Source organism: Agromyces sp. NPDC057865, assembly GCF_042796995.1.
In the GTDB taxonomy this organism is placed as follows: Bacteria; Actinomycetota; Actinomycetes; order Actinomycetales; family Microbacteriaceae; genus Agromyces.
In genome coordinates, this window is record NZ_JBHVMJ010000002.1 from 375,062 (window position 1) to 400,020 (window position 24,959).

Genomic DNA, 24,959 nt, shown 5'->3' on the forward strand with positions numbered 1-24,959 from the left:
GGTCGGGCCTACTCCTGGTGCTCGCCCGCGGTCGTGCCGTCGGCGCGCGTGATCACGGGCGGACCGCCCGCGGTGCTGAGCGCGGCCGTCGACACGCGTCGACTGCGGGACCGGCCCTCGCCGGCCTTCTTCGGGGCGGGCAGGGCGTCGAGCACGGAGTCGAGGAGCACCTCGGCCTCGGCGGCGCGAACCGTGCGACGGCGCTCGGCCGGCGCGACGGGCGGCAGGTCCAGCGAGACACGAGCCTCGGATGCCGCGGCGGTCTCGGAGCCCGCAGGCGCGGGCTCGGTCGTGCGCGACTCCGCCGGTGCCGATTCCGCGAGTGCCGGAGCAGCAGGCGCCTGCGTCTCGGCCGGACCCTGGTCCTGCGACACGCGACGGTGGCGACCGCGACGGCGACCGCCCGAGGACGGCTGCGACTCGCGCCCGCTCGGTGCCGCCTCGGCCGCCGCGGGAGCGGCGTCCGTCGCGGCGGGGGCCTCGGCCCCCCGGGCCGGCCCGGCCGCGAGCGACGCGGCCTCATCGGCAGAAGCCGCGGGCGCGGCATCCGTCGCCGGCTTGTGCTCGGTGTGCGGGATCGTCGATGCGGCGATCTGCGCGAGGGCGTGCTTCACGTCCTCGGTGATCGCGTGCGTGCCCGCGTGCGCCTTCGAGTCGGCCGGCTGCTGCTGCGGCTGCTGCGGCTGGTTGCCGCCGCGACCGCGCCGGCGCTCGACCTGCTGCTGCGGTGCGCGGTGCTTCATGATCGGCTCGTGGTGCACGATGATGCCGCGGCCGGCGCAGACCTCGCAGGGCTCGCTGAACGACTCGAGCAGGCCGAGGCCGAGCTTCTTGCGGGTCATCTGCACGAGGCCAAGCGAGGTGACCTCGGCGACCTGGTGCTTCGTGCGGTCGCGTGAGAGGCACTCGACGAGGCGGCGCAGCACGAGGTCGCGGTTCGACTCGAGCACCATGTCGATGAAGTCGACGACGATGATGCCGCCGATGTCCCGGAGCCGGAGCTGCCGGACGATCTCCTCAGCGGCCTCGAGGTTGTTCTTGGTGACGGTCTCCTCGAGGTTGCCGCCGGAGCCGACGAACTTGCCGGTGTTCACGTCGACGACGGTCATCGCCTCGGTGCGGTCGATGATGAGCGACCCGCCCGAGGGCAGCCACACCTTGCGGTCGAGGGCCTTCTCGATCTGCTCGGTGATGCGGAACTCGTCGAACGCGTCGCGCTCGCCCGCATACGCCTCGACCCGCTCGAGCAGGTCGGGCGCGACGGCGCGGAGGTAGCGCTCGATCGTCTCGCGCGCGTCGTCGCCCGAGATGATCATCTTCTGGAAGTCCTCGTTGAAGACGTCGCGGACGATCTTGATGAGCAGGTCGGGCTCGGAGTGCAGCAGCGCCGGCGCCTGGACCTTCTCGAGCTGGGTCGAGATGTCGGCCCACTGCGCGATGAGGCGGTTCACGTCGAGCGTGAGCTGCTCCTCGGTGGCGCCCTCGGCCGCGGTGCGCACGATCACGCCGACGTTGTCGGGCAGCACCTCCTTGAGGATCTTCTTGAGGCGCGCGCGCTCGGTGTCGGGCAGCTTGCGGCTGATGCCGTTCATGGAGCCGTTCGGCACGTACACGAGGTAGCGGCCGGGCAGCGAGACCTGGCTGGTGAGGCGGGCGCCCTTGTGGCCGACCGGGTCCTTCGTGACCTGCACGAGCACGCGGTCGCCCGGCTTCAGGGCCAGCTCGATGCGGCGGGGCTGGTTCTTCTCGCCGTTCTCGGCGGCGGCGTCCCAGTCGACCTCGCCCGAGTAGAGCACGGCGTTGCGGCCGCGGCCGATGTCGACGAACGCCGCCTCCATGCTCGGCAGCACGTTCTGCACGCGGCCGAGGTAGACGTTGCCGATGAGCGACGCGTCCTGGTTGCGGGCGACGTAGTGCTCGACGAGCACGCCGTCCTCCAGCACGCCGATCTGCACGCGGCCGCTCTTGGAACGCACGACCATCTGGCGGTCGACCGACTCGCGGCGTGCGAGGAACTCCGCCTCGGTGATGACCGCACGGCGGCGACCGGCGTCGCGGCCGTCGCGACGGCGCTGCTTCTTGGCCTCGAGGCGCGTCGAGCCCTTGACCTTCTGCGGTTCGGTGATGAGCTCGGGCTCGCGGGGCTTGCGCACCTTGACGACCGTGTTGGCCGGCTCGTCGGCCGACGGGCGGCCCTCCTCGCCGGTGCGGCGACGGGTGCGGCGGCGGACGCTCGAGGACTCCTCGCCGGCCGGAGCGCCGCCCCGGTCACCCCGCTCGGCGCGTTCGGGCCGTTCGGGCCGCTCGGCGGGGACCAGCACGGGCGGTGCATGGAAGATCAGCGAGGTGGTCGTGAGCGTCGCCGGGATCGGCGAGACGGGCTCGGGCGTCGCCTCGGGCTCGGCGTCCGCCTCGGCGGGGGCTTCCTCCGCCTCGGGGGCGTCGGCAGCGTCGTCCGCGTCGTCGGCCTCGCCGGTCGGCGCAGCCGCCTCGGGTGCCTCGGCGCCCTGGTCGGCCTCGCCCTCGACGGATGCCGCGACAGCGGCCTCCTCGGCCGGACGCGGGTCCGCGGCATCCGACTCGGGTGCTGCCGGCGTGGCCTCGTCGACGGGCGAGCCGCCGCTCAGCGACGAGCGCTCGGTGATGCGGATCCGGCCGGTGCGGCGGGCACCGAACAGGCCGCCTCGTCGCTTCGGTGTTCCGGAACCGGAATCGGGTTCGTTCGTGTGGTTGTCGTTGCCTTCCACCATCTCTGGTGCACTCCTACGACGGTGTGGATGGCCGCGCCATCCGCTCCGTTCTCGTCTCGAGCGGTCTCGCGCCGTGCGCGGAACCGCCAATCCTTCTCACTGCTGCGACCGGCTGGTTGCCTGTGTCGCCACGTCTCGCGGTGCGTCTCACCGCCTGCTCGGATGCGCTGCATCCATGAAAGCCTTCGTCGGCGTCGCGGCGGGCGCGGCCCGAGCGACTCCTTCGATTATCGCACGCTCTCACAGGGTGGTGTGGAACCGGCATGCCACAATACGAACATGCCGGACACTCCCCCGCGGTCCCGACCCGTCGCGCTCGCCGTGTTCCTCGTGATCGCCGGGGCGCTGGGCCTGCTCGCCGCGTGGGAGCTGTCGGTCGAGAAGGTCCTCGTGCTGGCCGATCCCGAGCACGTCCCGAACTGCAACGTCGGGGTGCTCGTGGGCTGCAGCACCAACCTCGCGTCGTGGCAGGGATCGGTGTTCGGCTTCCCGAATCCGTTCATCGGCATGATGGCCTGGCCCGTCGTCATCACGATCGGGGTCGCGATCCTCGCGGGCGCCGTGTTCGCGCGCTGGTTCTGGATCGGGTTCAACGTCGGCGTGGCCGGCGCCCTGGTCTTCGTGGGCTGGCTCATCGCGCAGAGCATCTACGTGCTCGACGTGCTCTGCCCATGGTGCATGCTCACGTGGGCGGTGACCATCCCGCTGTTCTGGGTCGTGACGCTGCACAACCTCCGGGAGGGTCATATTCCCGCATCGGCACGCGTCCGACGGCTCGCGGCGGAGTGGTTCAAGTGGATCCCGCTCATCACGGTCGTCTGCTACGCCATCGTCATCGTCCTCGCGCAGGCGCAGATGAACGCCATCCCGCGCGTGATGATCGACCTGCAGAACCTCTTCGACTAGCCGAGCGCGTCGGCTCGATCGAGGCCGGCACCCGCCGCGGCGGAGCGCGCCGGCCGGAGGACCCGGCCGGCGCGGCATCCGATCAGGCGAACCAGAGGGCGAGCTCGCGCTCGGCCGACTCGACCGAATCGGAGCCGTGCACGAGGTTCTGCTGCACGCGGAGGCCCCAGTCGCGGCCGAAGTCGCCGCGGATCGAGCCGGGCGCCGCGGTCGTCGGGTCGGTGGTGCCGCCGAGGATGCGGAAGCCCTCGATCACGCGGTTGCCGGCGACGCGCATGGCGACGACCGGGCCCGACTGCATGAACTCGAGCAGCGGCTCGTAGAACGGCTTGCCCTCGTGCTCGGCGTAGTGCTGCGCGAGCAGGTCGCGATCGGGCTGCACCATGCGGATGTCGACGAGGGAGTAGCCCTTCGCCTCGATGCGGCGGAGGATCTCGCCGGTCAGGTTGCGCGCGACGCCGTCGGGCTTCACGAGCACGAGGGTCTCCTCGATGGGGGTCGTCATTCCTGTTCCTTCCCCGGATCGGCCGATGCCGTCCGTTCACGGTCGATCCGTGCACCGACGACCATGCAGTACGCCCACAGGCCGCCGAAGATGGCGCCGACGAAGTACATCGCCGGGTTGAGCAGGCCCGACGCGAGGATGAGCGCCTGGATGGCCCATCCGACGCCGTAGCCCCACCGGAACCGCAGGAGCCCGATGGTGGCGACGAGGCCGAGGATCAGCACGCCGCCGGCCGCCAGCGCGATCCACGGCGGCAGGTCGAACGTGCCGTTCTCGGTGGGCGCGAGGCCCCAGATCACGAGCGCGGCGAGGAAGACCACGATGATCTCGAAGCCGAGCACGATGGAGGCGAGGCTGCGGCGCACCGAGCGCCGCGCAGCCGCAGCGGGAGCGGCCTCGGTGCCGTCGGTCGGGTCGGGCTCGTGGTCGGCCGGCGCGTCCATGGCGCCGCTCATGCGCGACCCCAGCCACGGTCGGCGGCGATCTCCATCGCCTCGGCGACGAGCCCGATCGAGCCGGTGACGACCACGGCGCGCTTCGGCGCCTCCGCGGCCCACTCACGCGCCTCGTCGAGGGCGTCGTCGAGCCGCTCGACGACCTGCACGCGTTCGGGTCCGATGCGCGCGGCGACCGAGGCCGCCACCTCGGCGGCGTCGCGGGCGCGGTCGGAGTCGGGCCGGGTCACGAGGAACGCGCCGCCCGTGCGGGCGAGCACCGAGGCGATGCCGTCGGCGTCCTTGTCGGCGAGCACGCCGAACACGAACACGACCTCGTCGAAGTCGAAGTACTCCTCGAGCGCCGCCACGAGCGAGGCCGCGCCGTGCGGATTGTGCGCGGCGTCGACGATGACCGTGGGCTCGGTGCCGATCGTCTGCAGGCGCCCGGGCGACGTGGTCGTCGCGAGTCCGTCGACGACCTCGTCGGCGAGGCGCACGGCGCCGCCGCCGATGAACGCCTCGACCGCCGCGATGGCCACGGCGGCGTTCTCGGCCTGGTGGCGTCCGAACAGCGGCAGCGCGATGTCGCGGTACTCCCCCGCGAGGCCCCGGATGGTCACGAGCTGTCCGCCGACGGCCACGCGCGACTCGAGCACGTCGAAGGCGTCGCCCTCGACCGCGAGCGTCGACTCGGTGAGGTCGGCCGCCTCCTCGAGCACCCCGAGCGCCGCGTCGGACTGGCGAGCGCTGACGACGGATGCCGCGGGCTTGATGATCCCCGACTTCGTGCGTGCGATCTCGGTGATCGTCGAGCCCAGGCGCGACTGGTGGTCGAGGTCGATCGGCGTGAACACCGCGACCTGCCCGTCGGCCACGTTCGTCGAGTCCCACTCGCCGCCCATGCCCACCTCGAGCACGACGACGTCGACGGGGGCGTCGGCGAAGCACGCGAACGCGAGCACGGTGAGCACCTCGAAGAAGGTCAGCGGCTCCTCGCCCGCGCCCTCGAGCTCCGCGTCGACGATCGCGATGAACGGGAGGATCTCCTCCCAGTTGCGGGCCACGGCCTCGTCGGCGATGGGCTCGCCGTCGATGCGGATGCGCTCGGTGAACCGCTCGAGGTGCGGACTCGTGAGCAGGCCGGTGCGCAGTCCCGAGGCGCGCAGGAGGCTCTCGATCATGCGGCTCGTCGACGTCTTGCCGTTCGTGCCGGTGATGTGGATCACGGGCGCGGCGCGGTGCGGGTCGCCGAGCAGTTCGACGGCACGACGGGTCGGCGCCAGCCGCGGGCGCGGCGAGCCCTCGCCCACGCGTGCGATGAGCGCGGCGTACACGGCGTCGGCCGCGTCGCGCGCCTCGGCGGCCTCGAAGTCGTCGGATGCGTCGGTCACAGCTTCTCCAGGTCCACGAGCAGGGCGGAGCCGTCGCCGACGGGACGCGACGCCGCGGCGCCCGCCACGTCGGCGGCCGTCTCGATGTCGAGCTCCGTCGCGAGGGTCTCCCGGGCGATGAGGGCGTGGTGCGCGGATGCCGCGGCGGCGCCGGTCGCGTCGAGCGTGAGGCCGAGGCGGATGCGGTCGCCCACCTCCAGGCCGGCGGCCTTGCGCGCCTCCTGCACCGCGCGGACGACGTCGCGCGCGAGGCCCTCGGCCTCGAGTTCGGGCGTCGTCGCCGTGTCGAGCAGCACGAATCCGCCGTCGGACAGCAGCGCGAGCGCGGTGGAGCCGTCTCCGGAGCCGCCGGCCTCGAGCACGAGGTCGTACTCGCCGGGCTCGAGCGCGATGCCGCCCGCCACGACGCCCTCGCCGTTGAGCGACCAGTCGCCCGACCGGGCGGCCTGGATCGCCTGCTGCACGGACTTGCCGAGGCGGGGGCCGGCGGCGCGCGCGTTCACGCTCAGCCGCTTCGTGACGCCGTAGGCCTCGGCGCTCGACGCGTCGAGCGGCACGAGCTCGACCGACTTCACGTTGAGCTCGTCGCGCAGGATGCCCTCGAACGGCGCGAGCGCCGCGGCATCCGTCGTCACGACCGTGAGGTTCGCGAGCGGCAGGCGCACCCGGCGGCCGGCCTGCTTGCGCAGCGCGAGCGTCGCACCGCTGATCTCGCGCACGGCGTCCATGGCGGCGACGAGCGCCGGGTCGGCCGGGAACTCCTCGACGTCGGGCCAGTCTGCCAGGTGCACGCTGCGGCCGCCCGTCAGCCCGCGCCACACCTGCTCGGTGACGAGCGGAAGGAGCGGCGCCGCGAGGCGCGTGTACGTCTCGAGCACGGTGAAGAGCGTGTCGAAGGCCTCGGCGCCGCGGTCGTCGTCGCCGACGCCCGCCCAGAACCGGTCGCGCGACCGACGCACGTACCAGTTGGTGAGCACGTCGGCGAAGTCGCGCAGCTTCTGCGCCGCGAGCGGCGAGTCGAAGTCCTCGAGGTCGGCGGTGACGCCGGCCACGAGGTCGCGCAGCTTCGCGAGCAGGTACCGGTCGAGCACGTCAGTCGAGTCGGTGCGGCGCTTCGCCTCGTAGCCGCCGGTCCCTGAGCCCGTCGACGCTCGCGCCGTGTTGGCGTAGAGCGAGAAGAAGTACCACGTGCTCCAGAGCGGCAGCATGACCTGCCGCACGCCCTCGCGGATGCCCTCCTCGGTCACGACGAGGTTGCCGCCGCGCAGCACCGAGCTCGACATCAGGAACCAGCGCATGGCGTCGGAGCCGTCGCGGTCGAAGACCTCGGAGACATCGGGGTAGTTGCGCAGCGACTTCGACATCTTCTGCCCGTCGCTGCCGAGCACGATGCCGTGGCTCACCACGTTCTCGAACGCCGGGCGATCGAAGAGCGCGGTCGAGAGCACGTGCAGCGTGTAGAACCAGCCCCGCGTCTGCCCGATGTACTCGACGATGAAGTCGGCGGGGTTGTGCGAGTCGAACCACTCCTGGTTCTCGAACGGGTAGTGCACCTGGGCGAACGGCATCGAGCCCGAGTCGAACCACACGTCGAGCACGTCGGGGATGCGCCGCATGGTGCTCCTCCCGGTCGGGTCGTCGGGGTTCGGCCGGGTGAGGTCGTCGATGAACGGGCGGTGCAGGTCGGGCTCGCCGTGCGAGTTCCGCGGCAGCACGCCGAAATCGCGCTCGAGCTCCTCGAGCGACCCGTACACGTCGATGCGGGGGTGCTCGGGGTCGTCGCTCTTCCACACCGGGATGGGCGAGCCCCAGTACCGGTTGCGGCTGATCGACCAGTCGCGCGCGCCCGCGACCCACTTGCCGAACTGGCCGTCCTTCACGTTCTCGGGGACCCAGGTGATCTCCTGGTTGAGCTCGCCCATGCGGTCGCGGAACTCGGGCACGCGGATGAACCAGCTCGAGACGGCCTTGTAGATGAGCGGGTTGCGGCAGCGCCAGCAGTGCGGGTACGAGTGCTCGTAACTCGCCTGGCGGAGGAGCCGGCCCTCGGCCTTCAGCAGCTGGGTGAGCGGCTTGTTCGCGTCGCTCCAGAGGAGGCCCGCGACATCCGTCACCGCCGGCAGGAACTTGCCGCCCTCGTCGAGCGAGAGGATCACCGGGATGCCGGCGGCCTCGCCCACCTTCTGGTCCTCCTCGCCGTAGGCGGGGGCCTGGTGCACGATGCCGGTGCCGTCGTCGGTCGTGACGTAGTCGGCGACGAGGATCTGCCACGCGTTCTGCAGCCCGTAGTGCTCGACGTCGGCGTAGTAGTCGAAGAGCCGGTCGTAGGTCACGCCCTCCAGATCGGCGCCGGTGACCGTCCGGGAGACCGCGGCGCGAGCCTCGTCCGCCGAGTCGTAGCCGAGCTCCTTGGCGTAACTGCCGACGAGGTCGCGGGCGAGCAGGTACTCGGCGCCGAGCACCTCGGTGTCGGTCGCGCCGACGTGCTCGCGGTTGACGGTCGCGTCGGGCGTGCCGTTCGGGCCGGCGGGCACGACGGCGTACTCGATGGCGGGGCCGACCGCCAGCGCGAAGTTCGTCGGCAGCGTCCACGGCGTGGTCGTCCACGCGAGGGCGCGCACGGCCGTGAGCCCGAGCGACTCCGCCTTCGCGCCCGTGAGCGGGAAGGTCACCGTCACCGTCTGGTCCTGGCGCATCTTGTAGACGTCGTCGTCCATGCGGAGTTCATGGTTCGACAGCGGCGTCTGGTCCCGCCAGCAGTACGGCAGCACGCGGTAGCCCTCGTACGCGAGGCCCTTGTCGTGCAGCGTCTTGAACGCCCAGATCACCGACTCCATGAACGGCAGGTCGAGCGTCTTGTAGTCGTTCTCGAAGTCGACCCAGCGCGCCTGGCGGGTGACGTAGTCCTGCCACTCCTCGGTGTACCGCAGCACGGCGTCGCGCGCGGCTTGGTTGAAGGCCGCGATGCCCATCTGCTCGATCTCGCTCTTGTCGGTGATGCCGAGCTGGCGCTCGGCCTCGAGCTCGGCGGGCAGGCCGTGCGTGTCCCAGCCGAACCGGCGGTGCACTCGGTGCCCGCGCATGGTCTGGAACCGCGGGAACAGGTCCTTCGCGTAGCCCGTGAGGAGGTGCCCGTAGTGCGGCAGGCCGTTGGCGAACGGCGGGCCGTCGTAGAAGACCCACTCGGGTGCGCCCTCGCGCTGGTCGATCGACGCCTGGAAGGTCTCGTCGGCCTTCCAGAAGGCGAGGACCTCGCGCTCGACCGACGGGAAGTCGGGAGACGGGGCGACGGAGTGGTCGTCTGGGGTACGGGGGTACACGCTCGCTCCTTGCGGGGACGGATGCTTCCACGAGGACGCCGGCCGCTCGATCGAGCTCCGCCGCGGTACCACCTCGCTTGCGAATCGGACCCTTCGCCCTTCGACGAGCTCAGGGACCGGGACCGATTCGCCCCTCGTAACGGCTGTGACGGGCCGACCCGTTCGGTTCTACTTGCCGAGCGGATGCCGCGGGGCATCCGTTCGCGTTCTTCCGAAGACTCCCCGGTGATGGCCGGATCGATGTCGTTGCCGTCCAGCCTACCGCGTCGGGGCGGTGCGGAGCACGCCGGGCGACGTCGGCGACCACCGGTACGCCTCGCTGATGAGCGCGAGCAGGGCGCCCTCGGGGAGGTCGTGCAGCTTCGCCTCGTCGACGAGGTCGTGGATCGCGCCGGCGAGGGCGGCGTGGCCGCCGATGCGCACCGCGACGACGGCGCCGCGACCGCGATGCAGCTCGATGAGGCCCTCGTCGCGCAGCACGCGGTACGCGCGCAGCACCGTGTGCATGTTCACGCCGAGGTCGGCGGCGAGGTCGCGCGCCGCCGGAAGTCGTTCGCCCCCGATGACGCGCCCGTCGATGATCGCGGCGCGCACGGCGGATGCGAGCTGCTCGAAGAGCGGGGTCGGACGGGTCGGATCGAGGCGGATCAGCACCTTTAGATCGTATTGTGCTAGTCGAATGCGAACAAGTTGCTTGTCGGCTCGATCGCCCACTGCCATGATGAGTCCGAGCCGCGTCGTCGGGGCGTCCCCGCTCCCCCCAGCGCGCCCCGTCGACCGGCCCGGATCACGCCGCCGGTCGCGCGACGCCGGCACCCGCCGATCCGTCGGGCTCACCGCGCCAGAACCCACAAGGACCCATCGTGACCACTGCAACCCCCGTGCCCACGACGCCCGCGAACCCGCCGCACATCCGCCGCATCGCGTGGGCGTCCATGGTCGGCACCTCGCTCGAGTCGTTCGACTTCTACGTCTTCGCGTACTTCTCCGCGTTCTTCGTCGGACCGCTCTTCTTCGATCCGCTCGGCGGGTTCGGCGGCACGCTCGCCGCGTTCTCGACGATCGCGATCGCGTTCGTCGTGCGCCCCATCGGCGCCGTGATCTTCGGCCACATGGGCGACCGCCTCGGGCGCCGCGCGACCCTGCTCTGGACCGTGGGCATCATGGGGGTCGCGACCGGCCTCATCGGCCTCCTCCCGACGTACGCGCAGGCCGGCTGGCTCGGCGCCGTCGGACTCGTCCTCCTCCGCGTCGTGCAGGGGCTCTCGCTCGGCGGCGAGTGGGGCGGCTCGATCCTGCTCGCGACGGAGCACTCGAACCCCGTGAAGCGCGCCTTCTACGCCGCCATCCCGCAGCTCGGCTCCCCCGTCGGCTCGATCCTCTCCGCGGCCCTGTTCATCGTCATGACCCTCGTGCTCCCGCCCGAGGAGATCGCCGCCTGGGGCTGGCGCGTCCCGTTCCTCCTCGCCATCCCGCTCCTGCTCGTCTCGCTCTACCTGCGCTGGTCGATCGACGAGACGCCGGTGTTCAAGGAGGTCGTCGCCGAGGGCCGCCGCGACCGCGTCCCGTTCGCGACCATGTTCCAGAAGCGCCCCGTCGCGATCCTCATCGCGATCGGCGCGGCGATGCTCGGCATCGGCTCGTACTCGCTGATGAACACGTACACCATCAACTACGGCGCGGCCGAGCTCGGCTTCAGCTTCCAGGACCTCCTCATCGCGACGACCATCGGCGGCCTGCTGCAGCTCATCACGATCCCGCTGTTCGGCGCGTGGGCGAACCGCATCGGCTCGGCCAAGGTGGTCGCGTGGGGCGCGCTCGGCACGCTGCTCATCACGTTCCCGATGTACTTCCTGCTCCAGTTCGCGACGTTCCCGATCCTCGTGGGAACGATGATCATCGGCGGCATCCTGCCGACCATGTCGTGGGCCGCGCTCGGCGGCCTCATGAACGACCTGTTCCCCGACCACTTCCGCTACTCGGCCCTGTCGGTCTCCTACGCCATCGCGGCCACCGTGGGCGGCTTCGTGCCGCTCGTGACGGTGGCGCTCGGCGAGGCGACGGGATACGTCTGGTGGCACCCGGGCATCGTGCTCGCCGTGCTCTCGGCCGTGACGCTCGTCGCGGCCTGGGCGGCCGGCCGGATGCCGGTGGTGCCCGAGTCGGGCGACCCCGAGCAGCAGCTCGAACCGCAGGCGGCCGGTCCCACCGCCTGAGCGGCCCGCTCCGCGGGGTGCGACGCTCCATCCGCTAGGCTGGAGCGTCGCACATTCAGGCACCCCCATGGACTCGGTGCCGTATATACCGAACCGGAGCATCATGACCGACACCCCGCGCATCCCCGACAAGCCCGCACTCGAGGGCCTCGAAGCCAAATGGGGCGGCGTCTGGGAGCACGACGGAACGTACCGGTTCGACCGCGACTCGGCCACGCGCGACGCGATCTACTCGATCGACACCCCGCCGCCCACCGCGTCGGGCTCGCTGCACATCGGCCACGTGTTCTCGTTCACGCACACCGACCTGGTGGCGCGCTACCAGCGCATGCGCGGCAAGAGCGTCTTCTATCCCATGGGCTGGGACGACAACGGCCTGCCCACCGAGCGCCGCGTGCAGAACTACTACGGCGTGCGCTGCGACCCGACGCTGCCGTACGACCCCGACTTCGTGCCGCCGTTCGAGGGCGGCGACAACAAGAGCACGAAGGCCGCCGACCAGCAGCCGATCAGCCGGCGCAACTTCATCGAGCTCTGCGAGAAGCTCACGGTCGAGGACGAGCAGGAGTTCGAGGCGCTGTTCCGCTCGCTCGGCCTCTCGGTCGACTGGACGCAGACCTACCGCACCATCGCCGACGAGGCACTGTTCACGTCGCAGCTCGCGTTCATCCGCAACGTCGAGCGCGGCGAGGCCTACCAGGCGCTCGCGCCCACCCTCTGGGACGTGACCTTCCGCACCGCGGTGGCGCAGGCCGAGCTCGAGGACCGCGAGCAGCCCGGGCACTACCACCGGGTGACGTTCCACCGCCCCGACGGCGGCACCGTCGAGATCGAGACGAGCCGCCCCGAGCTCATCCCCGCGTGCGTGGCCCTCGTCGCGCACCCCGACGACGAGCGCTATCAGCCCCTCTTCGGCACGACGGTCACGACGCCCGTGTTCGGCGTCGAGGTGCCGGTCGTGGCGCACCACCTGGCCCAGAAGGACAAGGGCACGGGCATCGCCATGATCTGCACGTTCGGCGACGTGACCGACGTGACGTGGTGGCGCGAGCTCGACCTCCCCAACCGCACGATCATCGGGTTCGACGGTCGCATCGTCGCCGAGGCGCCCGAGGCCATCACCTCCGAGTCCGGCCGTGCCGCGTTCGCCGAGCTCGCCGGCAAGACCGCGTACTCCGCCAAGCAGGCCGTGGTCGAGCAGCTCCGGGCCTCCGGCGACCTGCTCGGCGAGCCCAAGGCGATCACGCACCCCGTGAAGTTCTTCGAGAAGGGCGATCGCCCGCTCGAGATCGTCTCGACGCGCCAGTGGTACATCGTCAACGGCGCGCGCGACGACCAGCTGCGCTCTCGCCTGGTCGACGGCGGCCGCGAGATCGACTGGCACCCCGACTTCATGCGCGTGCGCTACGAGAACTGGGTCGGCGGCCTCTCCGGCGACTGGCTCATCTCCCGCCAGCGCTTCTTCGGCGTGCCGATCCCCGTGTGGTACCCGCTCGACGGCGAGGGGAACCCGGTGTTCGACGAGCCCATCGTCGCGACGCGCGAGCTGCTCCCGGTCGACCCGTCGTCGGCGACCGCGCCCGGCTACGAGGAGTCGCAGCGCGGGGAGCCGGGCGGCTTCGTCGGCGAGCACGACATCATGGACACCTGGGCGACCTCCTCGCTCACCCCGCAGCTCGCGGGCGGCTGGGAGCGCGACCCCGAGCTGTTCGACCTCGTCTTCCCGTACTCGCTCCGGCCCCAGGCGCAGGACATCATCCGCACCTGGCTGTTCTCGACGGTCCTGCGCGCCCAGCTCGAGCACGGCGCCCAGCCGTGGGCGAACGCCGCGATCTCGGGCTTCATCGTCGACCCCGACCGGAAGAAGATGTCGAAGTCGAAGGGCAACGTGGTCACGCCGGCCGGCCTGCTCGAGCAGCACGGCTCCGACGCGGTTCGGTACTGGGCCGCCTCGAGCCGCCTCGGCGTCGACGCCGCGTTCGACCCGCAGAACCCGACGCAGGTCAAGATCGGCCGACGCCTCTCGATCAAGGTCCTGAACGCCGCGAAGTTCATCCTCGGCTTCGACGGCCGCGCGGATGCGCCGGTGACCGTGCCGATCGACCGCAGCATGCTCGCCGAGCTCGCCGACGTCGTCGCGAGCGCCACGCGGTCGTTCGACGCGTACGACCACGCCCGCGCGCTCGAAGTCGCGGAGACGTTCTTCTGGACCTTCTGCGACGACTACCTCGAGCTCGTCAAGGAGCGCGCCTACGGCGAGCCCAGCCCCGAGCAGGCCTCGGCCGTGGCCGCGCTGAAGACTGCCCTCTCCGTCCTGCTGCGCCTGTTCGCGCCGGTCATCCCGTTCGCGACCGAGGAGGCCTGGCGCTGGTCGAACGAGGGTTCGGTGCACCGCGCCGTGTGGCCGTCGACCGACGAGCTCTCGGCGCGCGGCGAGGCCGGTGTCGAACTGCTCGAGCTCGCCGGGCTCGCCCTCACGGGCATCCGTCGCGCCAAGACCGACGCGAAGGCGTCGCAGAAGACGCCGGTGTCGAGTGCCGTGATCGCCGCCCCCGCGGCCGCGATCGCGCTGCTCGAGTCCGCGGCATCCGACCTCCTCGCGGTGGGGCGCATCGCGTCGCTGTCGTTCGTGGAGGCCGGCGAGTTCGAGGTGCGCGACATCGTGCTCGCCGCACCGGAGGCGTAGGGGGAAACGCATGGCACACGAGATCCGCATGGCGGCCGACGACGACTTCTTCGGCTGGCTGCCGCTCTTCGAGGCGTACTGCCGGTTCTACGAGACCGACCTCGACGACGCGAAGGCGCTCATCGTCTGGAACTGGATCCGCGACGAGCACGACCCGCTCGAGGCGGCGCTCGCGGTCGACGAGGAGGGCACGCCCGTCGGGCTGGCGCAGTACCGGGTCGTGCCCGACACGCTCAACGCGACGCGCGGCCTGTTCCTCGACGACCTGTACGTCGACCCCGAGTCGCGCGGATCGGGCGTGGGGCGCGCGCTGATCGAGTTCGTGCACACGCGTTCGCGTGAGATCGGCGCGGGCGGCGTGAGCTGGATCACCGCGGCCGACAACGCCGACGCGCAGAAGCTCTACGACGACCTCGCACGTCGCACGACGTGGGTCACGTACGAGATGGACGCCTGATGCGCCTCGGCACGCGCTGGGAGTTCGGCGCCGAGCCGCCGGCATCCGTGCCCGCCGACCTGCGCCCGCGCATCGCGGCCGCAGAGGCCGGCCACCCGGGCGAGGGCGCCGGACGGCACTGGAGCCTGACGTGGCTGGAGGGCCGCCCGATCGTCGAGCTCGACGACGGCACCGTCATCAGCGACGCCATCATCGACGTGCACGACGCCGACGAGGACTGGTAGGCCTCAGGCCCGCGCGAGCACCTCGGCGTGCGGCATGAGCAGCCAGCCGTCGTCGTCGCCCGCCCAGTCGCGCCACGCCTGCCCGATGCGCGCCAGCTCGGCCGGACTGGAGTGGCCCGACTCGATGGCGTGCGCCGCGAACTGCGACTGCGTCGCCCGCTCGGCCCACGAGTTGCCCCACCACTCGCGCTCGAGCGCGGTCGAGAACACCCAGTTCGTCGCGGTCGACTCGAGATCGACGAAACCCGCCTCGCGCACCCAGCGCGTGAGGTGACGGCCCGCGTCGGGCTCCCCGCCGTTGCCGATCGCAACGTCGTGGTAGAGGTCGAGCCAGCGGTCGAGGCCCGACGACGCGGGGCTCCAGATCACGCCGCCGTAGTCCACGTCGCGCACCGCGAGGATGCCGCCGGGCTTCAGCACCCGCCGGAACTCGCGCAGCGCGTCGACGGGCCGGGCGAGGTGCTGCAGCACCTGGTGGGCGTGCACGACGTCGAACGCGGCATCCGCGAACTCGAGCGCGTACGCGTCGCCGACGCGGAAGTCGACGTTTTCGACGCGCTCGCTCGACGCGAGGCCCGCCGCGCGCGCCACGACGTCCGCTGCAGCATCCACGCCCGTCACGAGACCGGGCCGCACGCGGCGCGCGAGGTCGATCGTGATCGTGCCAGGACCGCTGCCGACGTCGAGCACTCGGGCGCCGGCCTGGAGGTGCGGCGCGAGGTAGGCGGCGGAGTTCTCGACCGTTCGCCAGGAGTGCACGCGGAGTACGCTCTCGTGGTGGCCGTGCGTGTACGCCTCGGCCGGTGCGGACTCGATCGACTCCCCGTCGCGCTGCATACGTCGAGCCTACGACCGTCGCGTTCCCGTCGCGCTCGCCCCTAGGGTGGTCGGATGGACGATCGCTCGAACCCGTTCCTCGAACCCAGTCCGCTGCCCTACCGCCTCCCGCTGTTCGGACTCGTGCGACCAGAGCACTACCGCGAGGCGATCGAGGCCGGCATGCGCGAGCAGCGCGCCGAGGTCGAGGCGATCGTCACGGATGCCGCGCCGCCGAGCTTCGAGAACACGCTCGTCGCCCTCGAGCGGTCGGGGGTCCTGCTCCGGCGCGTGCTGCCCGTCTTCGCGAACGCGAGCTCAGCGGACGCGAACGACGAGCTCGACGCGCTCGAGGCCGAGCTGGCGCCGAAGCTCGCGGCGCACCGCGACGCCATCCGCCTCGATCCGCGGCTGTTCGCGCGCATCGGGGTACTGCACGGCCTGCGCGGCGAGCTCGACCTCGACCCCGACGAGGCGTACCTCCTCGACCGCACCTACACCGAGGCGCTCCTCGCCGGCGCGGGACTCGACGCCGACGGGCGCGGCCGGCTCACCGAGCTCAACGAGCGGCTCTCCGCGCTGACCACCGCGTTCCAGCAGGACCTGCTCGCCGATACGAACGACCTCGCGCTGCACCTCACCGACGAGGCCGAGCTCGACGGACTCGACGCCGGCGCCCGCTCCGCCGCGCGCGAGGCCGCCCGCTCCCGTGACCTCGACGGCTGGCTCATCACGCTCGTGCTCCCGACCGGCCAACCGGCGCTCGCGGCGCTCACCCGTCCCGATGTACGCGATCGCCTCCTCGCGGCATCCATGGCTCGGGGCTCGCGGGGCGGGGCGCACGACACGCGAGCGGGCCTGCTCGAGATCGTGCGCCTGCGCGCCGAGCGCGCGAAGCTGCTGGGCTTCCCCGACCACGCGGCGGCCGTGACCGCCGGCGAGACCGCGGGCTCCCCCGACGCCGTCGCCGCCCTGCTCGACGAGCTCGCTCCCCCGGCGACGCGGAACGTCGCACGCGAGCGCGCCGACCTGGCCGCACGGGCGGCCGCGGCCGGAGCGCGCTCGCCCGTCGCCGCCGACTGGGCGTTCCTCGCCGAGCAGGTGCGCGCCGAGCGGCACGACGTCGACCTCGCGGCCCTGCGTCCGTACTTCGAGCTCGACCGGGTGCTCGTCGACGGCGTCTTCCACGCGGCCGGACTCCTCTACGGCCTCCGGTTCACCCGCCGCGACGACCTCGTCGGCTACCACCCCGACACGCGCGTCCATGAGGTGTTCGAGCACGACGGATCGCCCGTCGGCCTCTACCTCTTCGACCCGTACACGCGCGACTCGAAGCGCGGCGGCGCGTGGATGAGCGCCCTCGTCGACCAGTCCGAGCTCACGGGCGACCTGCCCGTCGTCGTGAATAACATGAACATCCCGAAGCCCGCCGCCGGCGAGCCGACGCTTCTCACGTTCGACGAGACCGAGACGCTGTTCCATGAGTTCGGCCACGCCCTGCACGGCCTGCTCGCGAGAGTCCGGTACCCGTCGCAGGCCGGTACGAACGTGTTCCGCGACTTCGTCGAGCTGCCCAGCCAGGTGAACGAACTGTGGGTGCTCCGCCCCGAGGTGCTCGGGCACTACGCCGTGCACCACGAGACGGGCGAGCGGATGCCGCAGGAGCTCGCCGATCGCCTCATCGCGGCCCGCGGCTTCAACCAGGGCTTCGAGACCGCGGAGTACCTCGCCGCCGCGGTGCTCGACCAGGCGTGGCACCGCCTCGGCGCGGAGGACGAGGAGGTCACCGACGTGGCCGCGTTCGAGCACGCGGCGCTCGCGGCCGCAGGCCTCGACGACCCGCTCGTGCCGCCGCGCTACTCGAGCACGTACTTCGCGCACGTGTTCGCGGGCGGCTACGACGCGGGGTACTACTCGTACATCTGGAGCGAGGTGCCGGGCGCCGACGTCATGGAGTGGTTCGAGCGCAACGGCGGAGCGACCCGCGAGAACGGCGACCGGTACCGCCGCGAGGTGCTCGAGCCGGGCGGCTCGCGCGATCCGGGCGAGTCGATCCGCGGGCTGCTCGGACGCGAGCCGTCGATCGACGCGCTGCTGCGGCGCCGCGGGCTGGCCTGAACGCGACGACGCCCCGGATGCACGCGGCATCCGGGGCGTCGGAGTCGAGGTGAGCGCTAGATCGCGAACCCGAGGGCGCGCATCATGTCGCGGCCGTCGTCGGTGATCCGCTCGGGGCCCCACGGCGGCATCCACACCCAGTTGATGCGGAACGCGTCGACGATGCCGTCGAGCGCCTCGGCGGTCTGCTCCTCGAGCACGTCGGTGAGGGGGCATCCGGCGCTCGTGAGCGTCATGTGGATCACGAGCGCGTCATGCTCGTCGTCCCAGCCGAGGTCGTAGATCAATCCGAGGTCGACGACGTTGACGCCGAGCTCGGGGTCCATGACGTCCTTGAGCGCCTCGGTGACCGCGTCGTAGCGCTCGGGTGCGAGTGTGGTGACCATGATGCGATTCTAGCCGCGGCCTACTCGGCGACGGCCGTCTCCGCGACCTGGTAGCGGTCGTAGCCCTCTTCCTCGAGTCGCTCGGCGAGCTCGGGGCCGCCCTGCTCGGCGATCCTGCCCGCGACGAACACGTGCACGAAGTCGGGGTGGATGTACCGGAGGATGCGCGTGTAGTGCGTGATGAGCATGATGCCGAGGCCCGTGTTCGCCTTGGCACGGTTCACGCCCTCGGAGACGATCTTCAGCGCGTCGACGTCGAGGCCGGAGTCGGTCTCGTCGAGCACGGCGAAGCGCGGCTTCAGCAGCTCGAGCTGGAGGATCTCGTTGCGCTTCTTCTCGCCGCCCGAGAAGCCCTCGTTGACGTTGCGCTCGGCGAAGACCGGGTCCATTCGGAGGTTGGACATCGACTCGCGGACGTCCTTCACCCAGCCGCGGATCGAGGGCGCCTCGCCGTCGATCGCGGTCTTCGCGGTGCGGAGGAAGTTCGTGACGGTCACGCCCGGGATCTCGACGGGGTACTGCATCGCGAGGAAGAGGCCGGCGCGGGCGCGGGCGTCGACGGTCATCTCGAGCACGTTCTCGCCGTCGAGCAGGATCTCGCCCTGGACGACGGTGTACTTGGGGTGACCGGCGATCGTGTAGGCGAGGGTCGACTTGCCGGAGCCGTTCGGCCCCATGATCGCGTGGATCTCGCCCTCGTTGATGGTGAGGTCGACGCCGCGGAGGATCTCGCGGACGCCCTGGTCGGTCTGGACGTTGACGTGCAGGTTCTTGATCTCGAGCACGGACATGGTTCTTGTGGATCTCTTTCGTTCGTCGGCCGTGGCGGCCGGAAGCTGGTGGGTCGGGCGGGTCAGACGGTCAGCGTGACCGACGGGTCGATGTGCACGTCGCCGTCCTTCACCTCGACCTGGAACACGGGGACGGGCTCGTAGGCGGGAAGGGTGAGCGGCTTCCCGGTCGTCAGCGAGAACTTCGAGCCGTGCGCCCAGCACTCGAGCGTGTCGTCCTCCACGAAGCCCTCGGCGAGGGAGATGTCGCCGTGGGTGCAGGTGTCGCCGATGGCGAAGATGTCGCCCGCGGCGTCCTTCACGACGGCGATGGGCACGCCCTCGACCACGAAGCGCGCGGCCTCGTTGGTGCCGAGGTCGTCGACGGCGCAGATGCGAACGGATGCCACGTCAGCTCCCCTGCAGCTCGGCCTCGAGCGCGGCGGTGAGCCGCTCCTCGAGCTCGGGCGAGCCGATCTTCTGGACGATCTCGGTGAGGAAGCCGCGCACCACGAGCCGGCGCGCCTCGTCTTCGCGGATGCCACGAGCCATCAGGTAGAACAGCTGCTCGTCGTCGAAGCGGCCGGTCGCGCTCGCGTGGCCGGCCCCCTCGATGTCGCCGGTCTCGATCTCGAGGTTCGGCACCGAGTCGGCACGGGTGCCGTCGGTGAGCACGAGGTTGCGGTTCTGCTCGTAGCTGTCGGTGCCGACCGCGGCATTGCCGATGAGCACGTCGCCGATCCACACGCTGCGCGCGCCCTCGCCCTGCAGCGCGCCCTTGTACGTCACGCGGCTGCGGGTGTGCGGGGCGTCGTGGTGCACGAACACCTGCTGCTCGAGGTGCTGCCCGGCGTCGGCGAAGTAGAGGCCGAGCGCCTCGACGTCGGAGCCCTGCTCGGCGAGGTGCGTCGACGGGTTGACCCGGACGACCTTGCCGCCGAGCGAGACGACGATGTGCTTGAGGAACGAGTCGCGGCCGAGGCGCGCGAAGTGGCTGGCGAGGTGCACCGCGTCGTCGTCCCACTCCTGGAGGGACACGACCGTGAGCGAGGCGCCCTCGCCGACGATGATCTCGACGTTCTCGCTGAGGCGAGCGGGTCCGGTGCCGCGGAGCACGATGAGGCCGCGGCTGTTCGGCGCCGCCGTGATGACGGTGTGCGCCGCGCGCGGCGTCTCGCCGAGTCCGTGCCGCGTCACGATGACGGTCTTCTCGTCCTCGCCGCCGACGGCCACGAGGAGCGCCTCGCCGAAGCTCGACCACGCGTTCGCGGCCGCGCGCTCCTCGGGGATCCCGCCGGTGCCGCCGACGCGCGCGTCGTCGCGGGCGACCCACGACACCTGGACGCCCGCGGCATCCGTGGACTCGACCTCGACGCGCGAGCCGTCGAGCTCCCCGCCGGTGAGGTCGGCGAACGCGGCGACGGGCGAGAGCTTCCACTCGTGCTCGCGGCCGGTGACCGGGGCGAAGTCGTCGACGTTCACCGAGCGGAAGCGCTCGGAGCGCGTCTGCACGGGCACGAAGGCGCCGTCGGAGTGCGGTCGGAACCCGTGCTGCTCGGCGGTGGGCATGGCTGTGCTCTGCGTTGCGGCGGTCATTCTCTAGCCGACCGATCCTTCCATGCCCATCTCGATGAGCTTGTTGAGTTCCATCGCGTACTCCATGGGGAGCTCGCGCGCGATGGGCTCGATGAAGCCGCGCACGATCATCGCCATGGCCTCGTCTTCGGGGATGCCCCGAGCCATCAGGTAGAAGAGCTGCTCCTCGCTGACCTTCGAGACCGTGGCCTCGTGGCCGAGCACGACGTCGTCGACGCGGATGTCGATCGCCGGGTAGGTGTCGGAGCGGGAGATGGTGTCGACGAGCAGGGCGTCGCAGCGCACCGTGTTCGCCGCGTGGTGGGCGTTGGCGTCGACGCGGACCTCGCCGCGGTAGCCGGCGCGACCGCCGCCGCGCGCGATCGACTTCGAGACGATCGACGACTGCGTGTACGGCGCCATGTGGATCATCTTGGCGCCGGCGTCCTGGTGCTGGCCCGGGCCCGCGAACGCGACCGAGAGGGTCTCGCCCTTGGCGTGCTCGCCCATGAGGAAGATCGACGGGTACTTCATCGTGACCTTCGAGCCGATGTTGCCGTCGATCCACTCCATGGTGGCGCCCTCGGCGGCCGTGGCGCGCTTGGTCACGAGGTTGTAGACGTTGTTCGACCAGTTCTGGATCGTCGTGTAGCGCACGCGGGCGTTCTTCTTCACGATGATCTCGACGACGGCCGAGTGCAGCGAGTCCGACTTGTAGATCGGCGCCGTGCAGCCCTCGATGTAGTGCACGTAGGAGCCCTCGTCGGCGATGATGAGCGTGCGCTCGAACTGGCCCATGTTCTCGGTGTTGATGCGGAAGTAGGCCTGCAGCGGGATCTCGACGTGCACGCCCGGCGGCACGTAGACGAACGAGCCGCCCGACCAGACGGCGGTGTTGAGCGCGGCGAACTTGTTGTCACCGGCGGGGATCACCGTGCCGAAGTACTCCTCGAAGAACTCGGGGTGCTCCTTCAGCGCCGTGTCGGTGTCCATGAAGATGACACCCTGGCGCTCGAGCTCCTCGTTGATCTGGTGGTAGACCACCTCGGACTCGTACTGCGCGGCGACGCCGGCAACGAGGCGCTGACGCTCCGCCTCGGGGATGCCGAGCTTCTCGTAGGTGTTCTTGATGTCGTCGGGCAGGTCCTCCCAGGTCTGGGCCTGCTTCTCGGTGGAGCGGACGAAGTACTTGATGTTGTCGAAGTCGATCTCCGAGAGATCGGCGCCCCAGGTGGGCATGGGCTTCCGCTCGAAGAGTTGCAGCGCGCGCTGGCGGCGCTGGAGCATCCATTCGGGCTCGTCCTTCAGGCGCGAGATGTCGGCGACGACCTCGGGCGAGATGCCGCGTCGGGCGGATGCGCCTGCGGCATCGGAGTCGGCCCAGCCGAACTCGTAGGTGCCGAGCCCTTCCAGTTCGGGGCGGTCGATCAGTACGTCCGTCATGCTCTCCCTCTTCTCCTCCCTGCAACCGGCTATCAGTCCGGCTCATTCCACTCGGGAGTCGAGGAACTCGGTGAGTGGGCGATGATGTGCGGGTGGCTCCAGTGCGAACCTAAGATGATTGGCAACCCGTATCGCGCGTTGGCGCGCCTCGCGGATTCTCCAACCCATCAAGTCTATAGGGTCGCACTCCCGGCTGGTCCGATCTCCCAGTGCCGTCACAGTCCGACCCGGATCAGGACCGACCAGCGTGAATCGCTTCACCGAGTGGCTGCCCGACCGCGTCGACACGCGCATCCGCGTGCTCGCATGGCTCTCGTTCGCCGTGCAGACGATCATCATCGGCACGGGCGGTGCGGTGCGGCTCACGGGCTCGGGCCTCGGATGCCCCACGTGGCCGACCTGCACGCCCGACTCCCTCGTGCCCACCGAGGAGCTCAGCTACCACTCGCTCATCGAGTTCGGGAACCGCATGATGACGGGCGTCGTCGGCATCGTCGCGCTCGTGCTGTTCGTGCTCGTCTGGCGCATCCGCCGCCAGCGCCGCGACCTGTTCGTGCTCGCGTTCATCGTGGGCGCCGGCGTCGTCGCGCAGGCCATCGTGGGCGGCATCACGGTGTGGACGGGTCTCAACCCGTTCATCGTCGGCTTCCACTACGTGTCGTCGCTGCTGCTCGTGTGCGTGTGCGCCGCGTTCCTCGTGCGCATGGACGCGACCCCCGGTCCCCGTGAGCTCGCCGTGCCGGGCTGGTACGCCGCCCTCACGCACGCCACGACGGGCGTCCTCGCGCTGACCATCGTGTTCGGCATCCTCACGACGGGCGCCGGCCCGCACTCCGGGGATGCCGCGGCCGGCCGCAACGGCTTCGAGGCCGAGCTCCTCGAGCACGTGCACGCCTGGCCGGGCTACGCCCTCCTCGCCCTCACGGTCATTCTGCTGTTCGGCGCGTGGCGCCTGCGACTGCCGACCCTCCGCTGGACGATCGTGCTCCTCGCCGCCGAGCTCGTGCAGATCGCCGTGGGCCTCTACCAGGCGCGCAACGGCCTCCCGCCCCTCGCGGTCGGCGTGCACATGGTGCTCGCAGCCCTCACCGCCGCCACGATGACGGTGGTCGTGCTGCGACTCAAGCGTCCCGTTCCGGCCGATCGGCCGGTGGAGGCATCCGTCGGCGCATGATCGTCGAGCATCGCGGCCGCACGCCGCGCATCGACCCCGCGGCCACGGTCGCGCCGGGTGCGATCGTCTCGGGCGAGGTGGTGGTCGAGGCCGGCGCCCGCATCCTGCACGGCGCGGTGCTCACCGCCGAGGACGGCGAGGTTCGCATCGGCCGTGAGTCGGTGGTGCTCGAGCACGCCGTCATCAGGGGTCGGGCGGGGCATCCGGCCGTCGTCGGGTCGCACGTGATGGTGGGCCCTCACGCGCACGTCAACGGCGCGACCGTCGGCGATCGGGCGTTCATCGCGACGGGCGCGTCGCTGTTCCCGGGCGCGGTCGTCGGCGAGGGCGCCGAGGTGCGCGTGAACGGCGTCGTGCAGGTGAACACGGTCCTCGAGCCCGGCGCGGTCGTGCCGATCGGGTGGGTGGCGGTCGGCTCGCCGGCGCGCATTCTCTCCCCCGACCGGCACGAGGAGATCTGGGCCATCCAGCAGGCGCTCGACTTCCCGGGCACGGTCTACGGCGTCGATCGCGGCGCGGGCATGGACGAGCTGATGCGGCGCCAGTCGGCGTTCTACGCGGCCCACGACGGCGACCGGGTGATCGACTAGAACGGCAGCAGCGGGTCGATCCCGATCGCGAGGAACAGGAGCGAGAGGTACGCGATCGACCCGTGGAACACGCGCATCGGCGAGACCTGCTCATGGCGGATCGCGAGGTTGTAGAGGCGGTGCGTCTCGTAGACGAACCAGATGCCGGTCACGACCGCGACCGTCGAGTAGAGCAGGCCCATGCCCGCGACGGGGATGAGCAGCAGTGAGCACGCCACCGTGGCCCACGCGTAGAGGATCACCTGCAGGCCGACCTGGGCGCGTCCGCGCACGACGGCGAGCATGGGCACGCCCGCCGCGGCGTAGTCGTCCTTGTACTTCATCGAGAGCGGCCAGTAGTGCGGCGGCGTCCACAGGAAGATGATGAGGAACAGGATGAACGGCGTCCAGCTCAGGCTGCCCGTCACCGCGGCCCAGCCGATGAGCACGGGCATGCAGCCGGCGACGCCGCCCCAGACGATGTTCTGCGACGTGCGGCGCTTGAGGATGAGGCTGTAGAAGACGACGTAGAGCAGGATCGCGGCGAGCGAGAGCAGTGCGGCGAGCCAGTTGGTGAAGACCCAGAGCCAGACGATGGATGCCGCGCCGAGCCCGTAGGCGAAGACGAGCGCCTCGCGGTCGGTGAGCTCGCCGGTGACCAGCGGGCGCCCGCGCGTGCGGCGCATGACGCGGTCGATGTCGCGGTCGATGTAGCAATTGAACGCCCCGGCCGAGCCGGCGCTCATCGCGCCGCCGATGAGGGTGGCGACGAGCAGCCAGAGGTTCGGGAGCCCGTTCTGGGCGAGGATCATGGTCGGTGCGGTGACCACGAGCAGCAGCTCGATGACGCGCGGCTTGGTGAGGGCGAGGTAGGCGGCGAGCTTCCGCCGTACCGTCATCGACGGGCGCGACTCGCGCGTGTGTACGGCTGCTGCCTGCATCGTTCCTCTTCTGGGCACGGGTGTCTCGACCACTCCCCGTGCGGCCTCCATCGATTCTAGGTCATGCCCGCGCGAGGGTGCGTGGAATGCGCTTTCCGCCTCACATCACGCGGAGCGCCGTGTGAGTCACAGCCCGTCACACATGGCCCGAAATCCATATACTGAGGAATGCGCGCCCGGCTTCGCGGGTTCGACCCAGAGGGCGTCTCGCCAGGCTGCCGGTCGAATCCGTCGCCCGGGCGGAACCGCGCCGCAACGTCCTCGGCGGGTCGGGG

Annotated in this window: 21 protein-coding genes; 8 read left to right on the forward strand and 13 right to left on the reverse strand. The window is 71.0% G+C overall.

Annotated elements, in window-relative coordinates; translation table 11 throughout:
• Positions 1-8 precede the first annotated feature (8 nt).
• Positions 9-2,750: an Rne/Rng family ribonuclease gene (locus ACFVN5_RS09425; protein WP_376954776.1), complete on the reverse strand. Its 2,742-nt coding sequence runs from the start codon at positions 2,748-2,750 to the stop codon at positions 9-11.
• A 279-nt stretch (positions 2,751-3,029) separates the two neighbouring features.
• On the opposite strand from ACFVN5_RS09425, the gene ACFVN5_RS09430 reads away from it, so the two are divergent.
• A complete protein-coding gene (locus tag ACFVN5_RS09430; protein ID WP_376954777.1) occupies positions 3,030-3,656 on the forward strand; it encodes a vitamin K epoxide reductase family protein in 627 nt (208 codons plus the stop codon).
• Positions 3,657-3,738: 82 nt separating this feature from the next.
• On the opposite strand, the gene ndk is transcribed toward ACFVN5_RS09430, so the two are convergent.
• The 5 genes from ndk to ACFVN5_RS09455 form a co-directional block, all read right to left on the reverse strand.
• Complete coding sequence (gene ndk / locus ACFVN5_RS09435; RefSeq protein WP_148734946.1) at positions 3,739-4,161, reverse strand: nucleoside-diphosphate kinase; 423 nt, start codon at positions 4,159-4,161, stop codon at positions 3,739-3,741.
• Positions 4,158-4,616 (reverse strand): DUF4233 domain-containing protein, encoded by a 459-nt coding sequence (locus tag ACFVN5_RS09440; RefSeq protein WP_376954778.1) that lies wholly within the window; start codon positions 4,614-4,616, stop codon positions 4,158-4,160. The genes ndk and ACFVN5_RS09440 overlap by 4 nt, the downstream gene beginning before the upstream one ends.
• Positions 4,613-5,989, reverse strand: a complete 1,377-nt coding sequence (locus ACFVN5_RS09445; protein ID WP_376954779.1) for a bifunctional folylpolyglutamate synthase/dihydrofolate synthase — start codon at positions 5,987-5,989, stop codon at positions 4,613-4,615. Before ACFVN5_RS09445 ends, ACFVN5_RS09440 begins: the two co-directional genes overlap by 4 nt.
• Positions 5,986-9,309 (reverse strand): isoleucine--tRNA ligase, encoded by a 3,324-nt coding sequence (gene ileS, locus ACFVN5_RS09450; RefSeq protein ID WP_376954781.1) that lies wholly within the window; start codon positions 9,307-9,309, stop codon positions 5,986-5,988. The genes ACFVN5_RS09445 and ileS overlap by 4 nt, the downstream gene beginning before the upstream one ends.
• A 258-nt stretch (positions 9,310-9,567) precedes the next feature.
• A complete protein-coding gene (locus tag ACFVN5_RS09455) occupies positions 9,568-9,963 on the reverse strand; it encodes a GntR family transcriptional regulator (protein ID WP_376954783.1) in 396 nt (131 codons plus the stop codon).
• A 209-nt stretch (positions 9,964-10,172) separates the two neighbouring features.
• On the opposite strand from ACFVN5_RS09455, the gene ACFVN5_RS09460 reads away from it, so the two are divergent.
• From ACFVN5_RS09460 to ACFVN5_RS09475, 4 genes are all read left to right on the forward strand, one after another.
• A complete protein-coding gene (locus ACFVN5_RS09460) occupies positions 10,173-11,525 on the forward strand; it encodes an MFS transporter (RefSeq protein WP_376954785.1) in 1,353 nt (450 codons plus the stop codon).
• Positions 11,526-11,628: 103 nt separating this feature from the next.
• Positions 11,629-14,211 (forward strand): valine--tRNA ligase, encoded by a 2,583-nt coding sequence (valS, locus tag ACFVN5_RS09465; protein WP_376954786.1) that lies wholly within the window; start codon positions 11,629-11,631, stop codon positions 14,209-14,211.
• Between the two features lie 10 nt (positions 14,212-14,221).
• Positions 14,222-14,668, forward strand: a complete 447-nt coding sequence (locus ACFVN5_RS09470; RefSeq protein WP_376954788.1) for a GNAT family N-acetyltransferase — start codon at positions 14,222-14,224, stop codon at positions 14,666-14,668.
• A complete protein-coding gene (locus ACFVN5_RS09475; protein ID WP_376954789.1) occupies positions 14,668-14,892 on the forward strand; it encodes a hypothetical protein in 225 nt (74 codons plus the stop codon). Before ACFVN5_RS09470 ends, ACFVN5_RS09475 begins: the two co-directional genes overlap by 1 nt.
• 3 nt (positions 14,893-14,895) lie before the next feature.
• Here the strand turns inward: ACFVN5_RS09475 and ACFVN5_RS09480 are convergent, their stop codons facing one another.
• Complete coding sequence (locus tag ACFVN5_RS09480; protein WP_376954790.1) at positions 14,896-15,729, reverse strand: methyltransferase domain-containing protein; 834 nt, start codon at positions 15,727-15,729, stop codon at positions 14,896-14,898.
• Positions 15,730-15,783: 54 nt separating this feature from the next.
• On the opposite strand from ACFVN5_RS09480, the gene ACFVN5_RS09485 reads away from it, so the two are divergent.
• Complete coding sequence (locus tag ACFVN5_RS09485; RefSeq protein WP_376954791.1) at positions 15,784-17,826, forward strand: M3 family metallopeptidase; 2,043 nt, start codon at positions 15,784-15,786, stop codon at positions 17,824-17,826.
• Positions 17,827-17,882: 56 nt separating this feature from the next.
• On the opposite strand, the gene ACFVN5_RS09490 is transcribed toward ACFVN5_RS09485, so the two are convergent.
• The 5 genes from ACFVN5_RS09490 to sufB all read right to left on the reverse strand — a co-directional run bounded on the left by ACFVN5_RS09490 (position 17,883) and on the right by sufB (position 22,000).
• Positions 17,883-18,212 (reverse strand): metal-sulfur cluster assembly factor, encoded by a 330-nt coding sequence (locus ACFVN5_RS09490; protein WP_148734936.1) that lies wholly within the window; start codon positions 18,210-18,212, stop codon positions 17,883-17,885.
• Positions 18,213-18,232: 20 nt separating this feature from the next.
• A complete protein-coding gene (gene sufC, locus ACFVN5_RS09495) occupies positions 18,233-19,003 on the reverse strand; it encodes a Fe-S cluster assembly ATPase SufC (RefSeq protein ID WP_376954793.1) in 771 nt (256 codons plus the stop codon).
• A gap of 62 nt (positions 19,004-19,065) precedes the next feature.
• Positions 19,066-19,392 (reverse strand): non-heme iron oxygenase ferredoxin subunit, encoded by a 327-nt coding sequence (locus ACFVN5_RS09500; protein ID WP_376954794.1) that lies wholly within the window; start codon positions 19,390-19,392, stop codon positions 19,066-19,068.
• Position 19,393: 1 nt separating this feature from the next.
• Positions 19,394-20,551: a Fe-S cluster assembly protein SufD gene (gene sufD, locus ACFVN5_RS09505; RefSeq protein WP_376954795.1), complete on the reverse strand. Its 1,158-nt coding sequence runs from the start codon at positions 20,549-20,551 to the stop codon at positions 19,394-19,396.
• 30 nt (positions 20,552-20,581) lie between these two features.
• A complete protein-coding gene (gene sufB / locus ACFVN5_RS09510) occupies positions 20,582-22,000 on the reverse strand; it encodes a Fe-S cluster assembly protein SufB (RefSeq protein WP_376954797.1) in 1,419 nt (472 codons plus the stop codon).
• Positions 22,001-22,247: 247 nt separating this feature from the next.
• On the opposite strand from sufB, the gene ACFVN5_RS09515 reads away from it, so the two are divergent.
• On the forward strand, positions 22,248-23,174 hold the full coding sequence (locus ACFVN5_RS09515; protein WP_376954799.1) for a heme A synthase: 927 nt from the start codon (positions 22,248-22,250) through the stop codon (positions 23,172-23,174).
• Entirely contained in the window at positions 23,171-23,764 is a 594-nt protein-coding gene (locus tag ACFVN5_RS09520; protein WP_376954801.1) for a gamma carbonic anhydrase family protein, read from the forward strand. The genes ACFVN5_RS09515 and ACFVN5_RS09520 overlap by 4 nt, the downstream gene beginning before the upstream one ends.
• On the opposite strand, the gene ACFVN5_RS09525 is transcribed toward ACFVN5_RS09520, so the two are convergent.
• Entirely contained in the window at positions 23,761-24,684 is a 924-nt protein-coding gene (locus ACFVN5_RS09525) for a heme o synthase (protein WP_376954802.1), read from the reverse strand. The two genes, ACFVN5_RS09520 and ACFVN5_RS09525, sit on opposite strands and share 4 nt — an antisense overlap.
• Positions 24,685-24,959 lie beyond the last annotated feature (275 nt).